Origin of the sequence: Halosimplex carlsbadense 2-9-1, assembly GCF_000337455.1 — an archaeon.
Lineage (GTDB): Archaea > Halobacteriota > Halobacteria > Halobacteriales > Haloarculaceae > Halosimplex > Halosimplex carlsbadense.
Genome location: NZ_AOIU01000008.1, coordinates 55,501 through 71,122, shown reverse-complemented (window position 1 = coordinate 71,122; position 15,622 = coordinate 55,501). Strand labels below are relative to the sequence as shown.

The 15,622-nt window shown below is 69.6% G+C and carries 13 protein-coding genes and 1 tRNA gene; 6 read left to right on the top strand and 8 right to left on the bottom strand.

Features of this window, described 5'->3' with window-relative positions:
- From C475_RS23720 to C475_RS03095, 3 genes are all read right to left on the bottom strand, one after another.
- The gene (locus tag C475_RS23720; RefSeq protein WP_161625159.1) at positions 1-144 is read right to left on the bottom strand and encodes a hypothetical protein; all 144 of its coding nucleotides are present in this window, start codon (positions 142-144) and stop codon (positions 1-3) included.
- Between the two features lie 40 nt (positions 145-184).
- Complete coding sequence (locus C475_RS03100; RefSeq protein WP_006882303.1) at positions 185-2,167, bottom strand: MutS-related protein; 1,983 nt, start codon at positions 2,165-2,167, stop codon at positions 185-187.
- 76 nt (positions 2,168-2,243) lie between these two features.
- Positions 2,244-3,251, bottom strand: a complete 1,008-nt coding sequence (locus C475_RS03095) for a hypothetical protein (RefSeq protein ID WP_006882302.1) — start codon at positions 3,249-3,251, stop codon at positions 2,244-2,246.
- A 220-nt stretch (positions 3,252-3,471) separates the two neighbouring features.
- Here C475_RS03095 and larE point away from each other — a divergent pair, with 220 nt between their 5' ends.
- Both larE and C475_RS03085 read left to right on the top strand, forming a co-directional pair.
- Entirely contained in the window at positions 3,472-4,395 is a 924-nt protein-coding gene (larE, locus tag C475_RS03090; RefSeq protein ID WP_006882301.1) for an ATP-dependent sacrificial sulfur transferase LarE, read from the top strand.
- Between the two features lie 287 nt (positions 4,396-4,682).
- A tRNA-Gln gene (locus C475_RS03085) sits at positions 4,683-4,755 on the top strand.
- A 33-nt stretch (positions 4,756-4,788) separates the two neighbouring features.
- Here C475_RS03085 and C475_RS03080 read toward each other — a convergent pair.
- A complete protein-coding gene (locus C475_RS03080) occupies positions 4,789-5,796 on the bottom strand; it encodes an alcohol dehydrogenase catalytic domain-containing protein (protein ID WP_006882300.1) in 1,008 nt (335 codons plus the stop codon).
- Between the two features lie 128 nt (positions 5,797-5,924).
- Here C475_RS03080 and C475_RS03075 point away from each other — a divergent pair, with 128 nt between their 5' ends.
- Both C475_RS03075 and C475_RS03070 read left to right on the top strand, forming a co-directional pair.
- Positions 5,925-6,356 carry a universal stress protein gene (locus C475_RS03075; RefSeq protein WP_006882299.1) on the top strand — a complete coding sequence of 144 codons (432 nt, stop codon included), beginning with the start codon at positions 5,925-5,927 and terminating at the stop codon, positions 6,354-6,356.
- 89 nt (positions 6,357-6,445) lie between these two features.
- Positions 6,446-6,748, top strand: coding sequence for a MazG nucleotide pyrophosphohydrolase domain-containing protein (locus C475_RS03070; protein ID WP_006882298.1), 303 nt, complete (start codon positions 6,446-6,448; stop codon positions 6,746-6,748).
- Between the two features lie 60 nt (positions 6,749-6,808).
- On the opposite strand, the gene pheT is transcribed toward C475_RS03070, so the two are convergent.
- On the bottom strand, positions 6,809-8,614 hold the full coding sequence (gene pheT, locus C475_RS03065) for a phenylalanine--tRNA ligase subunit beta (RefSeq protein ID WP_006882297.1): 1,806 nt from the start codon (positions 8,612-8,614) through the stop codon (positions 6,809-6,811).
- Positions 8,614-10,140: a phenylalanine--tRNA ligase subunit alpha gene (pheS, locus tag C475_RS03060; RefSeq protein ID WP_006882296.1), complete on the bottom strand. Its 1,527-nt coding sequence runs from the start codon at positions 10,138-10,140 to the stop codon at positions 8,614-8,616. The genes pheT and pheS overlap by 1 nt, the downstream gene beginning before the upstream one ends.
- A 471-nt stretch (positions 10,141-10,611) precedes the next feature.
- Between pheS and C475_RS03055 the strand changes: the two genes are divergently transcribed.
- Positions 10,612-10,830: a hypothetical protein gene (locus C475_RS03055; protein ID WP_006882295.1), complete on the top strand. Its 219-nt coding sequence runs from the start codon at positions 10,612-10,614 to the stop codon at positions 10,828-10,830.
- A 78-nt stretch (positions 10,831-10,908) separates the two neighbouring features.
- Positions 10,909-12,345 (top strand): FG-GAP repeat protein, encoded by a 1,437-nt coding sequence (locus tag C475_RS03050; protein ID WP_082223232.1) that lies wholly within the window; start codon positions 10,909-10,911, stop codon positions 12,343-12,345.
- 65 nt (positions 12,346-12,410) lie between these two features.
- On the opposite strand, the gene C475_RS03045 is transcribed toward C475_RS03050, so the two are convergent.
- Positions 12,411-13,661: a hypothetical protein gene (locus C475_RS03045; RefSeq protein ID WP_006882293.1), complete on the bottom strand. Its 1,251-nt coding sequence runs from the start codon at positions 13,659-13,661 to the stop codon at positions 12,411-12,413.
- An 87-nt stretch (positions 13,662-13,748) separates the two neighbouring features.
- Entirely contained in the window at positions 13,749-15,422 is a 1,674-nt protein-coding gene (locus C475_RS03040; RefSeq protein ID WP_006882292.1) for a tryptophan--tRNA ligase, read from the bottom strand.
- Positions 15,423-15,622: the final 200 nt, after the last annotated feature.

The following is a 15,622-nucleotide window of genomic DNA, read 5'->3' as shown; positions in this document are numbered from 1 at the left end:
TCAGGTCGCGGTGTCGATCTTCGACAACCGCCAGAGCCCGTACAGCAGGGCCGCGGAAATCGAAACCGCGAGCAGCAGCCAGAGCCAACCCCAGGACCGCGGCGTCGACGTTCGCACGAGGGGCCACTGCCAGTTCGCGATCACGGTAGCCCGAATGTCAGGCCCGACGGTAAAAACGGTTCCCTCAGTCGAACTTCTCAAGCAGTTCGACGTAGAAGCCGTCGCGTTCGTCGGCGAGCTTCTCGACGATGAGTTCGGGCGTCGAGCGGGCGAGCACGTTCTTGACGGGCGAGCGGTCGACCACGAGTTGGCCGTCGACGAGTCCCTCGGCTTCGATGCCGTCGACGGCCAACTCGGTGCGGGCGGCGTCCCGGATCTCGCGGGCGAGGTGGGTGACGAAGACGGCGGTGGCGTCGGTGGCGTCGAACGCTTCGAGGATGCCGGCCATGATCTTCGCGCTGGCGCCGGGTTCGGTGATGCTTTCGAGTTCGTCGACGAGGACGACGACATCGCCGCCCTCGCCCGACCGGACCGCCTCGACGAGGCTACCGAACTCCCGGAGCGTGGACTCGAAGGCGCCGGCGTCCAGCGTCCCCTGGGTCTTGGCGTGGTAGTGTAGCTCCTCGACGTGCTCGACGCGGGCCGAGTCGGCGGGGACGGGCAGGCCCATGTGCGCGAGCGTGACCGTCAGCGCGACCAGATCGAGGACGGAGGTCTTCCCTCCGCTGTTGACGCCCGTCAGGAGGGCGACGCCCCCGACCTCGTAGTCGACGGGATCGACCGCCTCGTAGGGCACGTCCAGCAGCGGCGAGCGGCCGCCCTCGATGGCCACCCCCTCGCCGCCGATCTCGGGCAACGTGGCGTCGTACGCGCGGGTGAAGCGGGCGATCGCGAGTTCGACGTCGAGTTCGAGCGCGGCCTCGGCCAGCCGCTCGGCGTCGTCGCGGGCGTCGGCGAGGTCGGTCGCGACCTCGCGTTTGAGGCTGGTCGCGCGGCGGTCGCGGGCGGTGGTGAGCTCCTCGCGCAGCCGGGAGACCACTTCCTCGTCGCGCTCGACGGGGAAGGTGGGCTGGTCGGGGAAGGCGCGACGGGCCATATCGGCGTAGTCGTCCAGTCCGAGGGCGTCGACGAGGTGGTCGCGGGCGTCGTCGACCGCCGCGGCGTACTCGTCGGCGAGTTCGCGCTGGAGCAGCGAGTCGACGCCGGCGCCCTGCTCGACCAGCGAGAGCAGGTCGGCGCCCTCGATGGTCACGTCGCGTTCCTCGATGGCCCCCCGGAGGCGGTCGTTGGCGACGCTCTCGGCGGTCGAGACGGCGGCGTCGAGGTCGTCGACGGCGGTCTGCAACCGTTCGAGACGGTCGTCGTCGGCGACGTTGCCGTCGTCGTCGATGCGGGCCAGGGCGTCGGCGAGGGCGTCCAGATCGCAGGGCGGGTCCAGGTCGGCGACGCGGTGGACCTCGACGGCGGCCCGCAGGCGGTTGCGGTTGTGGGCGAAGAAGGCGAGGGTGCGCTCGGGGACGACGGTAGCCGGGTCCTCTAAGGCGTCGGGCTCGACGCGCACGTCGCCCTCGACCTCGACGCCCGTGAAGGCGTCGTCGAGCGCGACGACGGTGGCGTACCCCCGGGCCAGATCGGCGAGCCCGCGGGCGTCGTCGACGATTTCGACGCTGACCTCGGGGAGGGCGTCCTGGGCGCGGGCGTAGGTCTCGGCGTCGGTCGTGGCGAGACAGCGGTCCCGCACGCGGACGCTGGGTGGCGATTCGAGCGGTTCGACGCCGGCCAGCGCGCCGCGGATCTCGTCGTCCGGTTCCCGGTCCATCGCGCGGGCGGCGAACTCGCGGGCCTCCTCGACGCGGGTGCGGGAGGGCGAAGGGTAGAACGTCTCCAGGCGGCGCTCGGCGTAGCGGGTGACGGCGTGGTCGGCGACCAGATCGAGGGCGTCGCGGTAGATCTCCTGGGCGCGCGGCGTGGCGGCGAACCCGCCCGGATCGCCGTGTTCGCGGCGGATAGCGGCGCGGGCGATGCGGGCGGCCCGGCCGTCGCTGATGCCCGGCGCGCGCGCCAGCGCGGCCACGTCACCGTCGCGCAGCGCCCGCTCGGGGTCGTCGAGGTCCGACAGCGCCGCGGCCGTCTTCTCGCCGACCCCGGGGATCGTCTCGATGTCCATCTACCCGCCACATTACCACCGGCGGAGAAAAATCCCGCGGCCGCCGCGGCGGCCGCTCCTCCACCCGTCACCGGGGTCACTCGTTCCAGGGCCAGTCCTCCGGCGGCGCGAACGGCCCCGTCGAGACGGTGTAACGCATCACCGTCGACACGCGCAGCAGTCGCACGACGAGCACGACCAGCGGCGCGAGCACGACCGCGACCGCCCCGCTGATCACCCACGGCAGCGCCGCCGCCGACAGCGTCGCCCCGTTCGAGCGATACAGCAGCGGGACGGAGAGCGCGACGAGCAGACAGGGGACGCTCAGGTAGATGATCTCCCGCGAGAGCTTCGCCAGCTCCTGGTGGAGCGCGAGCGTCTTGTAGTACTGCCGGGCGACCGAGAGGTGACCGAGCAGTTCGCCGACCGCGTCCGCGTCGTCGGCGACGCGGTCGGGGAGGTCGGCGTCGGCGGTGGCCGCGCGGAGCCGCCGGCGGAACCGCGCGTAATCGGACCCCGCGGTCTTCGAGATGACCTCGACCGGCTTCATCTCGCCCGAGACGCGCTGGATCCCCTCGGCGTAGCCAGACAGGTCGTCCGCCAGGGCGGCGAGGCCGTCCCCGCTTCCCGTCCCCTCGGTCCGCCCGCTGTCGGCGGTCGCGGTCGCTCGTCTCGCGTCCCGCAGTGAGTCGGCGCGGTCGTCGAGCGCCTCGCCCACGGCGGCGACGAACTCAGCGGTGTCGACCGGCGTCGTCGTCCGGTCGCCCAGGTCCGTGACGGCGTCCCGGAGGCCGACGCCCTTCTGGTAGCGCTGGCGCAGCGAATCGGGCTTGCCGAACACCTGCGAGGAGACGAGCTGGTTGATCGTCAGCGTCAGCGTGACGAGCGTGAACACGCCCGCGGTGATGCCGCTGCCGAACACCGTCGGCACGTTGCCGCTCGGCCCGACCGCGAGGGCGCCGGCGGCGACGGCGACGCGGACGACCGCGAACACGCCCAGACTGACCAACGCCGTTATCAGCAGGCGGTTCCCGTCGAGGAACAGCCAGTGGCGGAGGCCGCCGTCGCCGTCGTCGTTCGAGCCGGATCCGCCGCTCTCACTCATGCTGTACCGCGACTCGACGACTTCGACTCGGATCCCCGGTGAGGCCGACGCCGTCGGCGCCGCAGTGGTGCGGGAGCCGAGCCGCAGGCTCCGCGTTCGACCGTGAGACTGGGACGCTCATGTCGGAGGGTCGGCCGCCGCGCTGAAAGGGGCGGGGCAGGCACTCGCCGGTGGGCGGTCGAACAACGGGCTTTTGCCCGTTCACACCGAATCGCCGTCGATGAGCACTTCGGTCGCCGACAAGCTCGCCGCCGCGCGCGCCGACCTGGCCGACCGCGACGGCGTCCTCGTCGCCTTCTCCGGTGGTGTGGACTCCAGCGCCGTCGCCGCCATCGCCCACGACGCGCTCGGCGACGACGCCGTCGCCTGCACGGCCAGAAGCGAGACGCTCCCCGACGCCGAACTCGACGACGCCCGCCGCGTCGCCGACGAGATCGGCATCCGCCACGNGATCGTCGAGTTCTCCGAACTCGACAGCCAGGCGTTCGTCGAGAACGGCGACGACCGCTGTTATCACTGCCGCACGATGCGGCTGGGCGCGATGTTCGACCACGCCGAGGAACTGGGCATCGACGTCGTCTGCGACGGCACCAACGCCTCCGACCCCGGCGAGGGCCACCGCCCCGGCCTGCAGGCCGTCGACGAACTCGACGCTTACTCCCCGCTCCTGAAACACGACATCGTCAAGTCGGAGGTCCGTGAGATCGCCGACGACTACGGCCTCTCGGTCGCCGACAAGCCCTCGATGGCCTGTCTCTCCTCGCGCATCCCAACGGGCCTGGAAGTCACCGAGGAACGGCTCGGCCGCATCGAGCAGGCCGAGACCGTCCTCCGGACCTGGGGCTTCGAACAGTTCCGCGTGCGCGACCACGACGGCATCGCCCGCATCGAGGTCGGCGAGGACGAACTGGAGGACGCCCTCGACCCCGAGTTCGTCCGCGCCGCCCGCCAGTACATCGGCGAACTCGGCTTCGACCACGTCACCCTCGACCTGGACGGCTACCGGACGGGGAGTGTCAGTCCGGCCGACGAGAGCGATGAGAGTGACGGCGAGCGCGAGGACGCCGACTCCGCAGGGGAGAGCGACGACGCCGTCGTCGAGGACGTATTCGGCACCGACTACCCGACGGCCGACGAGATCTGAAACTCAGGCCTCCGTAGTACGTCCGACTTCCGCCCTGAGACCGGCAGTCGTCGCCGTGCGAGCCGTCTTTTCACGCGACCCGATGCCGGCCGAGGAGACGTTTTTCTACGAGAAACGGACGTAGTCGTACGCTCGTTCGGGCCCAAAGGTTCGTGAGACGGAACGGAACCAGACCGACGTGTCCGTGCCGACGACGGTGACGACCTGTCGAGACCGGCCGAAACACGGTAACACGGCGCGTACGAGTCCGCAACACTGAAATACGGGACGGCAGTATAGTCGAGTGCAGTCCTGTGGTGTAGTGGCCAATCATGTAGCCTTCTGGGGGCTACGACGGAGGTTCGAATCCTCCCAGGACTATGACTTTTGACACTAACTCACGAGTAGCTGCGTCTACGGCGCCACCACGAGCTTCCCGACGCTCTCTCGCTCGGCCATCGCGGCGAACGCCGCGCCGGTCTCCGCGAGCGGGTAGGTTTCGTTCACCAGCGGTGAGAACGCGCCGTCGGCGACGAGTTCGACCAGCCGCTGTAGGTCGGGCTGGGTGCCCATCGTCGAGCCGACGATCCGCTTGTGTCCGAGAAAGAGGTCGGCCACGTCGAACTCGGAGGTGCCGCCGGCGGTGCGACCGCAGACGACCATCGTCCCGCCTCGGCGGAGGACGGACTGGCCCAGCTTCGAGTACTCGCCGCCGAGGTGGTTGACGACGGCGTCGACCGGCTCGTCGATCGCGGCCTCGATCTCGTCGGTGTCGGCCGATTCGATCCCGCGGTCGAGCCCGACGTCGCGGACGCGGTCGAGTTTCGCGGGCGAGCGGGAGGTGCCGACCGATTCGAGTCCGAGGGCGTCACAGAGCTGGACGGTCGCGACGCCGACGCCGCCCGTGGCGCCGGGGACGAAGACGCGGTCACCGGCTTCGACCGCCGCCCGCTGAAGCATCCGGTAGGCGGTCATGTAGGCGGTCGGGAGCGCCGCGGCGGTCGCGGCGTCGACGCCGTCGGGGAGGGCGACGAGGCGGTCGGCGCTCACGCGCGCTCGCTCGGCCAGCCCGCCGTGGTACAGCGAGAAGTTCTCGCACAGGTTCTCGGGACCGTCGCGGCAGAACCGGCAGCGACCGCAGGTCTCGTTGGGGCAGAGGACGACCCGGTCGCCCGGTTCGACGCCGGTCGCGTCGGGACCGACGGCCGAGACGGTTCCGGCCACGTCCAGGCCGGAGACGAACGGGAGGTCGTCGGCGTCGACCATCGCGGAGTCGCCCTCCAGGATCCACAGGTCGTGGCGGTTGATCGAACAGGCCTCTACGTCGACGACGGCTTCTCCCCGTTCCGGTTCGGGATCGGGTCGGTCGACGACGCGCACGCCGTCCGGTCCGACGAGGTCGGTGAACGCTGCGGCTTGCATGGGTCGCGATCCGCGGGCGACGGCCAAGAGTGCGGCGGCGGCGGCGAGTCCGTCGGGCTCTCCGACAGATGGGTCCCCGCCGCGCGGAGCGCCGTAGATACTTGTGTCACGGCCTGCTCTGTCCGGGTATGGCCCCTTCGCACGTGCTCGTCCCGCTGGACGGGTCGCCGCTCGCGGACGACGCGCTCGCCCACGCGCTGGAGACGTTCGACTGCCGCGTCACCGTCCTGAACGTCGTCACACCGCTCGACGCCTCGATGGCCGAGGGCGGCGTTCTCGAACCCGACGAGCAGCGCCGGGAGGACGCCCGCGAACGGGCCGAACGGCTGGTCGAGGACGCCCGCGAAACCGCCGCGGAGGCCGACCGGACCGTCGAGCCCGTCGTCGAGACGGGCGACCCCGCCGAGACCATCCTCGCGACCGTCGACGACCTCGACATCGACCACGTCGTCATGGGGGGCCACGGCGGCGAACGGAGCGACATCGGCCGCCGGTTCCTCGGTACCGTCGCGACGACGGTCGTCGGCGAGGCGCCCGTGACCGTGACCGTCGTTCGGTGACGCGGTCGGTGACCCGCGGGCTGACGAGGCGGTCGAGCCGCTGTACCCGCCGCCGAACCGTTTTGTAGGGGAGGAGCCAACCCCGGTCCATGGACGCACAGGACCGCGTCGCCGCGTTCGTCGACGACCACGACATGGGCGCCGACCCGGCCTACCGGGTGCTAGACCTGGCCGCCGAGGTGGGCGAGATCGCCGCCGACGCCGCCAAGTCCAGCGAGTACGGTGGGGCGCCCGAGGAGTTGGCCGTCAGCGAGGACGAACTCGGCGACGCCCTCTTCGCCCTGCTGGCGACCGCCGACGCGCTGAACGTGGACGCCGAGGCCGCGCTGGAGGAATCGCTCGCGAAGTACGAGCGCCGGCTGGACGAGTCGGATTCGGCCGGTTCGGAGTGACGGTCGGCTCTCGGCGAGTCCGGTGGAGAACGGCTCTGAAGGGAACCGTCGGATGCGCCGTCAGTCGTTTCGTAGCGCGTCGAGATCGAACTCGAAGGCAGCGACGGGGACCTCCAGGTCGTACTCGACGAGCACCTTCGGGTGGACTTCGCCGATGACGCCGACCTTGCGGCCGTCGATGACGATGTCGGCGGTGCGCCCGGAGATGAACGTCGGGTGCTCGGTCGGCGGGGTGGCCAGCTCGACGTCGAAGGCGCGACACAGCGCCTGCAGCGAGGCCTTGGCGTCCTCGTAGGAGGCGTCGTGGTCGGCGACGGCGGCCGCGACGGTGTGGCGTTCGTCGACCAGCGTCGGCTGGGTTTCGTCCTGCTCGATGGCGAGGCCGACCTCGGAGAGGTGCTGTGGGTACGAGCGGTGGGTGTTGTTTTCGAGGACGAGCATGACCGAGGGCAGCGCCCAGGTGCGGACGATCTCGTAGTCCTCGCTGTAGGGCTCGCCGATGACGGCGGGCTCGCCGCCGCCCAGCGCGCCGCTGCCCCGTTCGACGCCGGGTCGCTCGTAGTTGGCCGCCTCGCTGATGAGGTGGAAGTTCAGCAGGTCCTCGAACCCGAGCCCCACGAGCGTCTCGCGGGTCGCCCGCTCCAGGCGGGAGCGCTCGTGGCGGCCGCCGACGGTCGACACGTCGGGGTAGCGGGGGTCGAGTTCGTTGAACCCGAAGGCCCGCCCCACGTCGTCGATCACGTCGACGGGGTGGAGCACGTCGACGCGGTAGGGCGGGATCGTCACCTCGTAGGACAGCGCGTCCTCGCCAGCGTCGTAGTCCTCGGCGCTCGCGTCGAGGCCCGCCCGTTCCATCAGGTCGACGACCTCCTCGCCGTCGAGGTCGACGCCGAGCATCGACTCGATGTCGGGGTGGTCGACGGTCTTGGTCTTGGTGTCGAAGTTCGGGCGGACGAGCGTGTTGCCCGCGTAGTCGCCGCTGGCGTCGTCCGCATACTCGATCTCGACTTCCTCGACGCGGCCGCCGCGGGCGTCGAGCGCGTAGCAGACGATCGACAGCATGTGGTCGATCGTCCACTGGTCGGTGCCGGTCATCTCGATGAACAGATCCCGAGAGTCGGTGGTGACCTCGGTGCGCTTGCCGTTGATGATCGGCGGGAACGAGAACATCCCCACGTCGTCGTAGATGGCCGGCATCGACTCGTAGTCCTCGACCAGGTCGGAGAACTTGTTGGCGGTGTGGTGGGCCATCAGCACCTCCTGGGGCGTCATCTCGTGGTTCTCCTCCAGGGGGACGAAGCGGTCGTCCCGGCGACCGATACCGGTGTAGCGGACCGAGTTGCCGCTCGGGGTGGCGATCTCGGTGCGGGGGTCGGCCTCCTCCTCCGGGGTGTCCTCGCCGCCGGTGGCGCCGACCTGGCCTTTCAGCATGGTCAGGTCGTGGACGCCGATGGCGCCCTTGGCGCGCTGGCGGCCCATCGTCGCGTGGAGCTTCTCCTGGAGCTGGATGAGCGATTCGAGGGCGGCCTCGTCCATGTCCAGCCCGCGGACGACGGCGCCGGTGACGTAGGGGCGCTCGTCGGGCACGTCGGCGTCGACCTCGATGGTCCAGTCGGCGTCGTTGGTCGTCGGCACGTAGACGCCGCGGTCGTCGCCGTACTGGTAGCGCAGCGAGCGGGCGACGCCCTCGACGGAGAGTCGGTCCAGCCGATCCGGCGCGAACTCCAACTCGAACTCGCCGTCGTCGGTCTCGCCCTCGTACTCGAGGCCGAGGGCGAACATGTCCTCGCGGAGTTCGTCGTCGCTCTTGTCGTCGTGGCCGGTCAGCTCGCGGAGTTCGTCGGGGTCGATTTCGACTGTCGGCATCAGTACACCACCTCCTCGTTGCGGAGGAAATCAAGGTCCACGAGCGTGCCGTGGACGTCGCGGATGTCTTCGGCGCCGGTCGCGAGCATGAACAGTCGCTCCAGCGCGAGCCCCCAGGCCATCACGTCGGCCTCGACGCCGAGCGGTTCGAGCATCTCCGGACGGAAGATGCCCGAGTTACCGATCTCGATGAGTTCATCAGTTTCAGGATGGCGGCCGAACAGCTCGAAGCTCGGCTCCGTGTAGGGGTTGTAGTGGGGTTTGAACTGGATGTCGGTGATGCCGAACTGCTCGTAGAACTCGGTGAACGTGCCCATCAGGTCCCGAACGGACAGATCCTCGGCCATCACCCACCCCTCGATCTGGAAGAACTCGAGCAGGTGCGTCGCGTCCAGCGTGTCGTTCCGATACGCTTTCTCGATCGAGAAGTACCGCTGGGGCGGGTCGATGTCGCCCTCGGCGAGGCCGGCGAGGTGGCGCACCGAGAGGTTCGTCGTGTGTCCGCGCAGGGCGAGCGCGCGGGCGAAGTCCTCGTCCCAGGGGGAGTGATACCCCTCGCCGTCGGGGCCGACGCCGTCGCGGTGGGCGGCTTCGACTCGGTCGACCAGGTCCGGCGGGAGGTTCTCCCGATCCATCTGGGCCGGCTCTTCGAGGGCGAAGCGGTCCCAGTGGTTGCGCGCCGGGTGGTCCTGGGGCATGAACAGGCAGTCGTTGATGTAGAAGTCGGCGTCGACGTGGGGGCCCTGCATCTCCTCGAAGCCCATCCCGACGAGTACGTCCTTGACGCGCTCGGACATCTCCCGCAGCGCGTGGGGTTTGCCGCCGTGAACCGTCTCGGCGTCGGCCTGGACGTTGTACTCGGCGAACTCCACGTCCTCCCACTCGCCGGAGGTGAGCAGTTCGGGCGTGACCTGGCCGACGGTCTCGGCGACCTCGACGCCCTCCATCATCGCGGTGACGCCCTCGTCGGTCAGGGTGACCTCCCGCACCGTCGACTCCTCGACCTCGACGAGGCCGCGGCGTTCGAGTGCGTCGACGCGGTCGTCGTCGGTCTCGGCGGGGTCGACTCCTTCCTCCTCGGAGAGGCGTTCGAGGAGCGCGTGCTCGGGGTCCGAGTCGGGATCGAACTCAGGGTCGACCGCGACCGTGCCGCTGTCGATGTCCCCCATGCCCTTCCGGGCGAAGTTCGAGAGCGCGATGTCGACCTGTTCGCCCTGGAGGCCGGCGGGACCGATGGCCTTGCCGAGTTCGATCGGCTCCTCGTCGGCGCCCCCCGAGAGGGCGCCGACCCACAGGGAGTGTTCGGGCAGTCCCTCGAAGGCGTACTGTTCGCCCTCCTGGGTGAGCACGAGTTCGGCGTCGATCCGTTCGGTGACGGCGAGCAGCCCCTTCTCTTCGAGTTCGAAGGCGGCGCCGGCCACCGCCTGGACCTGCTCGCCGGTCTCCTCGGCGATCTGTTCGACTGGTGTGGGGTCGTCCGCGCTCGCGGCTTCGAGCACGGCGACCTGGGTTTCCGGAAGTTTCATTCGTTGGTCGTGAATCTGCGTGGTCGTCAGTTAACGGTTGCGAGGTCGACCGTAGGGAGACCTCGGCGATGCGACCGGGGAGCGGGGCGAGGGTGACTGAACGGAGCCCTCGATGCGAGCGGGGCGGAGCGCCGTGAGCGGAGCGACCCGTGAGCAGACGAAGTGCGTGCCGTGCCCCGCGAGCCGACGCGGACGGTTTCCGCCGGGACCCCGGGCGTTCGCTTCGACACGAACCGTCGGTCCGGGCGTCCGCCGTCCGTCAGGCGACGGAGAAAAACCCGAACCCGGGCCGCGAGGCCGATAGCTTGCGGACGAGGCGCGACCGGGAGGAGCGCCTCGAAGCGAGCGGGGCGAGGCGTCCCGCCGTGGGTTCGGGTGCCATGTGAGAGTTGTCCACGGCGCCGCGCAAAAGCGTTCCGGACTCGGCGGCCGCGAGGCAACGTCTATGCCCTCGGGTCACAAAGGGCGCGTATGGACCGCACTCGCAACGCCGTGCTCAACTTCGCGATCAACTTCTTCGTGGGCTACGTCCTCGGTCGCGTCCTGCGTGACCGCGACACCGGAGTTCGGGCGGGCGTCGTCCTCGGGGCGCTCGGTGCCGTCGCGAGCTGGCGGCTGGCCGAGCGGTTCGAGGTCGACGCGGTCGAGCCCACCGCCGAACCGATCGAGATCGAGATCGAGGACTCGTAACCGCACGCGCCCCACGAACGGGAGACCACTATCCGGAGAAGCGAAGACACTTCTTATTAGCGCGAATTTTCCGACTCGATGACGGGTACTTGGGAGCGACGGGAGTTACTTGGATGGGGCACCGCGGTCGTGGCTGCGGGGATCGCGGGCTGTCCGGCAGGGACGAACGGTGACTCGACGGACGAGCGGGCGACGGCGGTGACACCGTCCGTCACGCTCACGCCGGACGAGACTGCCGCTGCGATGGGGACGGGAACACGACCGACGAGCGTCGAGACCTCGACCGCATCGACGACGGACGTATCGACACCCGCGGTGACGGCCACCGAGACGGCGACACCGACACCCACGGAGACGCCGGGGACGGTTCCACAACCCGCGAAGATCACGGCTACGGACGGCGAGTCCAAAGACGTCTTCGGGGTCGCCGTCGCGCTGACCGAAGACCGGGCAGTCGTCGGTGCCGACGGTGCGACGAACGCCGACGGCGAGCCCGGGGGCTCGATGTACGTCTTCGAGCGGTCCGACGGAGGCTGGCGACAGGCGGCGAGGGTCAGTCCCGACGACGGCGCACACGTCGGCGAGTTCGGCGCGTCGATAGCGGTAGACGGCGATCTCGTACTCGTGGGCGCTCCGTCGACCGACGCGAACGGGGACAACAGCGGGGCCGCGTACGTCTTCGAACGCTCGAAGGGGAGTTGGACGTCCCAGGCCGTCCTTCGACCCACCGACGGTGACTCGGGCGACTACTTCGGGAACGCGGTCGCTCTGCTCGACGATACCGCGCTCGTCGGCGCCCACTGGGACGAGGACCCGCGCGCCGAACAGTCGGGGTCCGCGTACGTCTTCGAGCGGACGGGCGAAGAGTGGTCTCAGCGGGCCAAGCTGTCGCTACCCATGGCGGGGCCGAACGACCACTTCGGGAACGACGTCGCACTCGGGGAGGAGACGGCGCTGATCGGCGCGCCGATACACGACGACAGCACCGGACTCGCTCGTGTTTTCGAGGTCGTCGACGGCTCGTGGATCGCGACGGCGGAGTTGGAAGCGAACGACGGGAGCGGACAGGACAAATTCGGGTCGGCGGTCGCACTCGACGGGGAGACCGCTCTCGTGGGCGCGAGCTCCGTGGACGAGAACGGCAAAGCGTCCGGGGCCGCGTACGTCTTCGAGCGCTCGGGGGTCGACTGGGACCGGCGTGCCACGCTCCTCGCGGACGACGGGACCGTCGGGGACCGTTTCGGCTGGTCCGTCGCGCTCGCGGGAGACACGGCGGTCGTCGGTGCGTTTCAGGACGCCGATCCGTACGGCCGGAGCGGCGGGTCAGCGTACGTCTTCCGACGGGCGGACGGGGAGTGGGCCCAGCGAGCCAAGCTGGTCGCCCCCGACGGCGAAAGCTACGACCACTTCGGGTACGACGTCGGTGCGACGGAGACGAACGCGCTCGTCGGCGCCCGCTGGGACCGGAACGTCGACGGCGAACAGACCGGATCCGCGTACCTCTTCGACTTCTGAGAACGGCTCATCCCCGGAAAGTCCCCGATTGACCTCCGCCGGTCGGCCGCTCCGTCCAGGTATCCCTACGAGGAGCCGCCGCCGACGACGACCTCGACGGTCCCGTCGGCGTAGGCGATCTCCGTGTTCTGCATGAAGGTCCCGCGGTGAGCGACCACGACGGTCGTGTCCTCGGCGGGCCGCGTGACGTTGACGGCGTACGTCCCGTCTGCCCTGGCCTCGCCGTAGGCCTGGCTGGCGTTGACGAACTCGTCGGCCTCGCTCGCCGAGTCCCAGCTGTGGACCCAAACGGCGCCGGCCGACTCGTTGCGGGCCGACGTGAACGCCATCCCGGTGTCGTTGCCCCAGCCGTCGGCCGCGGCGGTGGCCTCGGAGGCCGAGAGCTGACTCCGGAGGACCGCGCGGGTCCCGAGCTCACCGAGCGTCGACTCCAGGCGCGGCATCCGCTCGTCGATCCACCAGTTCGACACGTCCGCGGTCACCGAGAGGTCGGTCGGCCCCTCGTCGGTGTCGTGGAGGAGCTGCTCGGTCGTTTCTGGGACACCGCCCTCGTAGATCGACGAGATCTCGCTGGCCGAGTCCGTCTGCGAGTCGACGTAGTCGGCGCCGTAGTAGTTCAGCGCATCGTAGGTGGCCCACTCGTACGGAGTGGTCGCCTCGAACGCGGCGTCGGCGGAGTCGTACGCGTTCACGAAGTTCACGTCCATGTGCTCGTCGGCGTATTCACGCATGACGGCTTCCAGCGTCCCCCGCAGGACCGCACTCTCGGTACTCTCGGCGTCGATCCAGTCGTTCTGGTAGTGGAGCCCGAGCGCGAAGTTATAGGCGAGCTGATACTCGATCTGGGAGCCGTTCAGGTCGAAGACGGTATCGTCGTTGAACAGGACCGTCTCCTCCTCGGGGTCGTACGTCGCGTTGACGGGATTCGTCAATCGCTGAGGGTCGTCAGGCAGCCCGACCATCGCGTTCATGAACGGGCTCGACAGGTTGCGGCTGGTCGGCAGGTTCGTCACCCTGACCCCCGGCGCCTCGCCTTCGACGTCCATGATCTCGGTGACGCGGCTGAAGACCTCGCTCGCCGAGGGGTCCATGGGCTCGGCGATCTCCCGCGGCGCGTCGATGTTCCCCTGTGCTCCGCCGTCGCCGTCGCCGCCGTCGCCGCCGTCGCCGCCACCGAGCATCCCGCATCCGGCGAGACTCGCGGCCGTGACGACCAGCGCGACGATCGCGAGCGACCGGACCGTCGTCATCGCGCGACCGGCCCGGCCTCGCTCGTCGGTGTCGATACCACCCCGTCCGCTGCCACTGTCAGTCATCCGATGACTCGTATGCCACTTACCCACATTATCCTTGGGAATTCCTACCGCGTTCGTGCGAAGCGTCGCGAGCCCGTCGCCGTCTCACTAGCCTCGCCGGTCGGCCGCCACGTCCAGATCGATGTCGAGGTCGTCGAGCTTCTCGGCCCACTCGTCGCGTTTCTCCTGGTGGTCTTCGAGGAACTCGGCCATCAGCTCGGCGGCCTGCTCCTTGCAGCCGCCACAGAGGCGCTCGCCGCCGACGCACTCCTCGTAAACTTCCGTGGCGAACTCGTCGTCCTCGCCGGCCAGCAGGTAGGCGTACAGCTCGTAGACGGGACACTCGTCGGCCTCGCCGCCGAGTTCGCGCTGCTCCTCCGCGGACTGGCGCCCGCCCGTCGTGGCGGCCTTGACCTTGTCGTAGCCGTCCTCGGGGTCGTCGAGTAGCGAGATGTGCGAGGCGGGAACCGACGAGGACATCTTGCCCCCGGTGAGTCCGGTCATGAATCGGTGGTAGATCGACGAGGGTGCCCGGAACCCGTAGCCGCCGTGGTCGAGTTCGACCTCGCGAGCGAGGTCCTCCGCCGCCTCGCGGGAGAGGTCGAAGGCGTCGACGTGTTCGTCGTAGACGCGCTTCTCGCCGTCGACCGCCTCGATCAGCGCGTCGAAGGCCGCGTCGGTCGCGTTGCGCCCGAGGAACCGGGTCCGCCGGCGGATCGGCTCCATCCCGGCGTTTTCGAGCTTCTCCAGGACGCCCTCGACGGTGGCCGCGTCGTAGCCGGCGGCCTCGTAGGACTCGCGGTCGGCGCGCAGCGCGTCGGCGGCGTTCTCACAGCGCAGGGTGTCGTCGCCGTCGTCGCCCCCAGCGTCCTCCTCGGCCGTCAGCGCCTCGTACACCTCGCCGAGCAGTGCGCGCTCGTCCTCGGCGACCTCGAAGCCGGCGAACGCCTCGGTGACGCGGAAGTAGCGCATCCGCGCGGCCAGGTCCCGCGCGAGGCGCATGTGCGGGTCTTGGTCGGGCCCGACCGGGATCACGGTCGGGCGGGGCTCGTCGGCCTGCGGGTAGAGGATGTCGGCCATCTGCGTGACGACGCTCTGCATGTGCGACACGTCCGTCTCGCCGTCGAAGTCGTAGATCGCCTGCAGCTCCGAGAAGTTCGCCTCGACGCCGAGTTCGAAGGCGAGGTCCTGGACCTCACGGTTCGTGGACTGGCGGTACAGCTCGCCCGCCTCGGGGTCGAAGCCCAGCGCGAGCAGCGAGAGGACGTAGTCGGTGGCGTGGGTGTCGATCTCGTCCCAGGTCAGCCCGCGGGCGCTGTGGGCCTCCAGGTCGGCGATGAGTCCGTACGCGTCGCCGCCCTGTTGCTGGTGCCAGATGATCTCGTCGAAGACGAGCTTGTGGCCGATGTGGGGGTCGCCGGTGGGCATGAACCCCGAGAGCGCGGCGAAATCGTCGCCGTCGCGCATCGCGCGGGCGACCGGGCGGTAGTCGCGGTGGCCGAAGATGACCCCGCGGCGCATCAGGTAGTGGGGCTCGGGCACCTCGGGAAGCACCTCGTCGAACTCCTCGATGCCGAACTCGGCGAACAGCTTCCGGTAGTCCGAGACGGTCGCCGACCCCCACGGGTCCAGCGTCGTGTCGTCCGCGCCTTCGGCGTCGACACCTCCGTCGGAGCGAAGCTCCGACGAGCCCTCGCTCGCGTCGCTCGGCTCCCCACCGTCCGGGAGTGGTTCTGGCGCGTCCCCCTCCGGCGCGTCGGAATCGGGCGAATCGGATGTCATTGATTGGGATGTACTCGCCCCGACACGCACTAATAGCGTTCGCTTTCCCCACCCCGCCGCGAGCTCACGACGCCCACCCGACCCCGGGAGACCGGACGCTCGCCCCAAACCTTATTACCCAGCCGCTCGAATTTGTAAGTAAGAAGTAAACTTAATCGAAGTAGCAAATTTTATCCGGGAGTGGCAACTATCTCAGTATC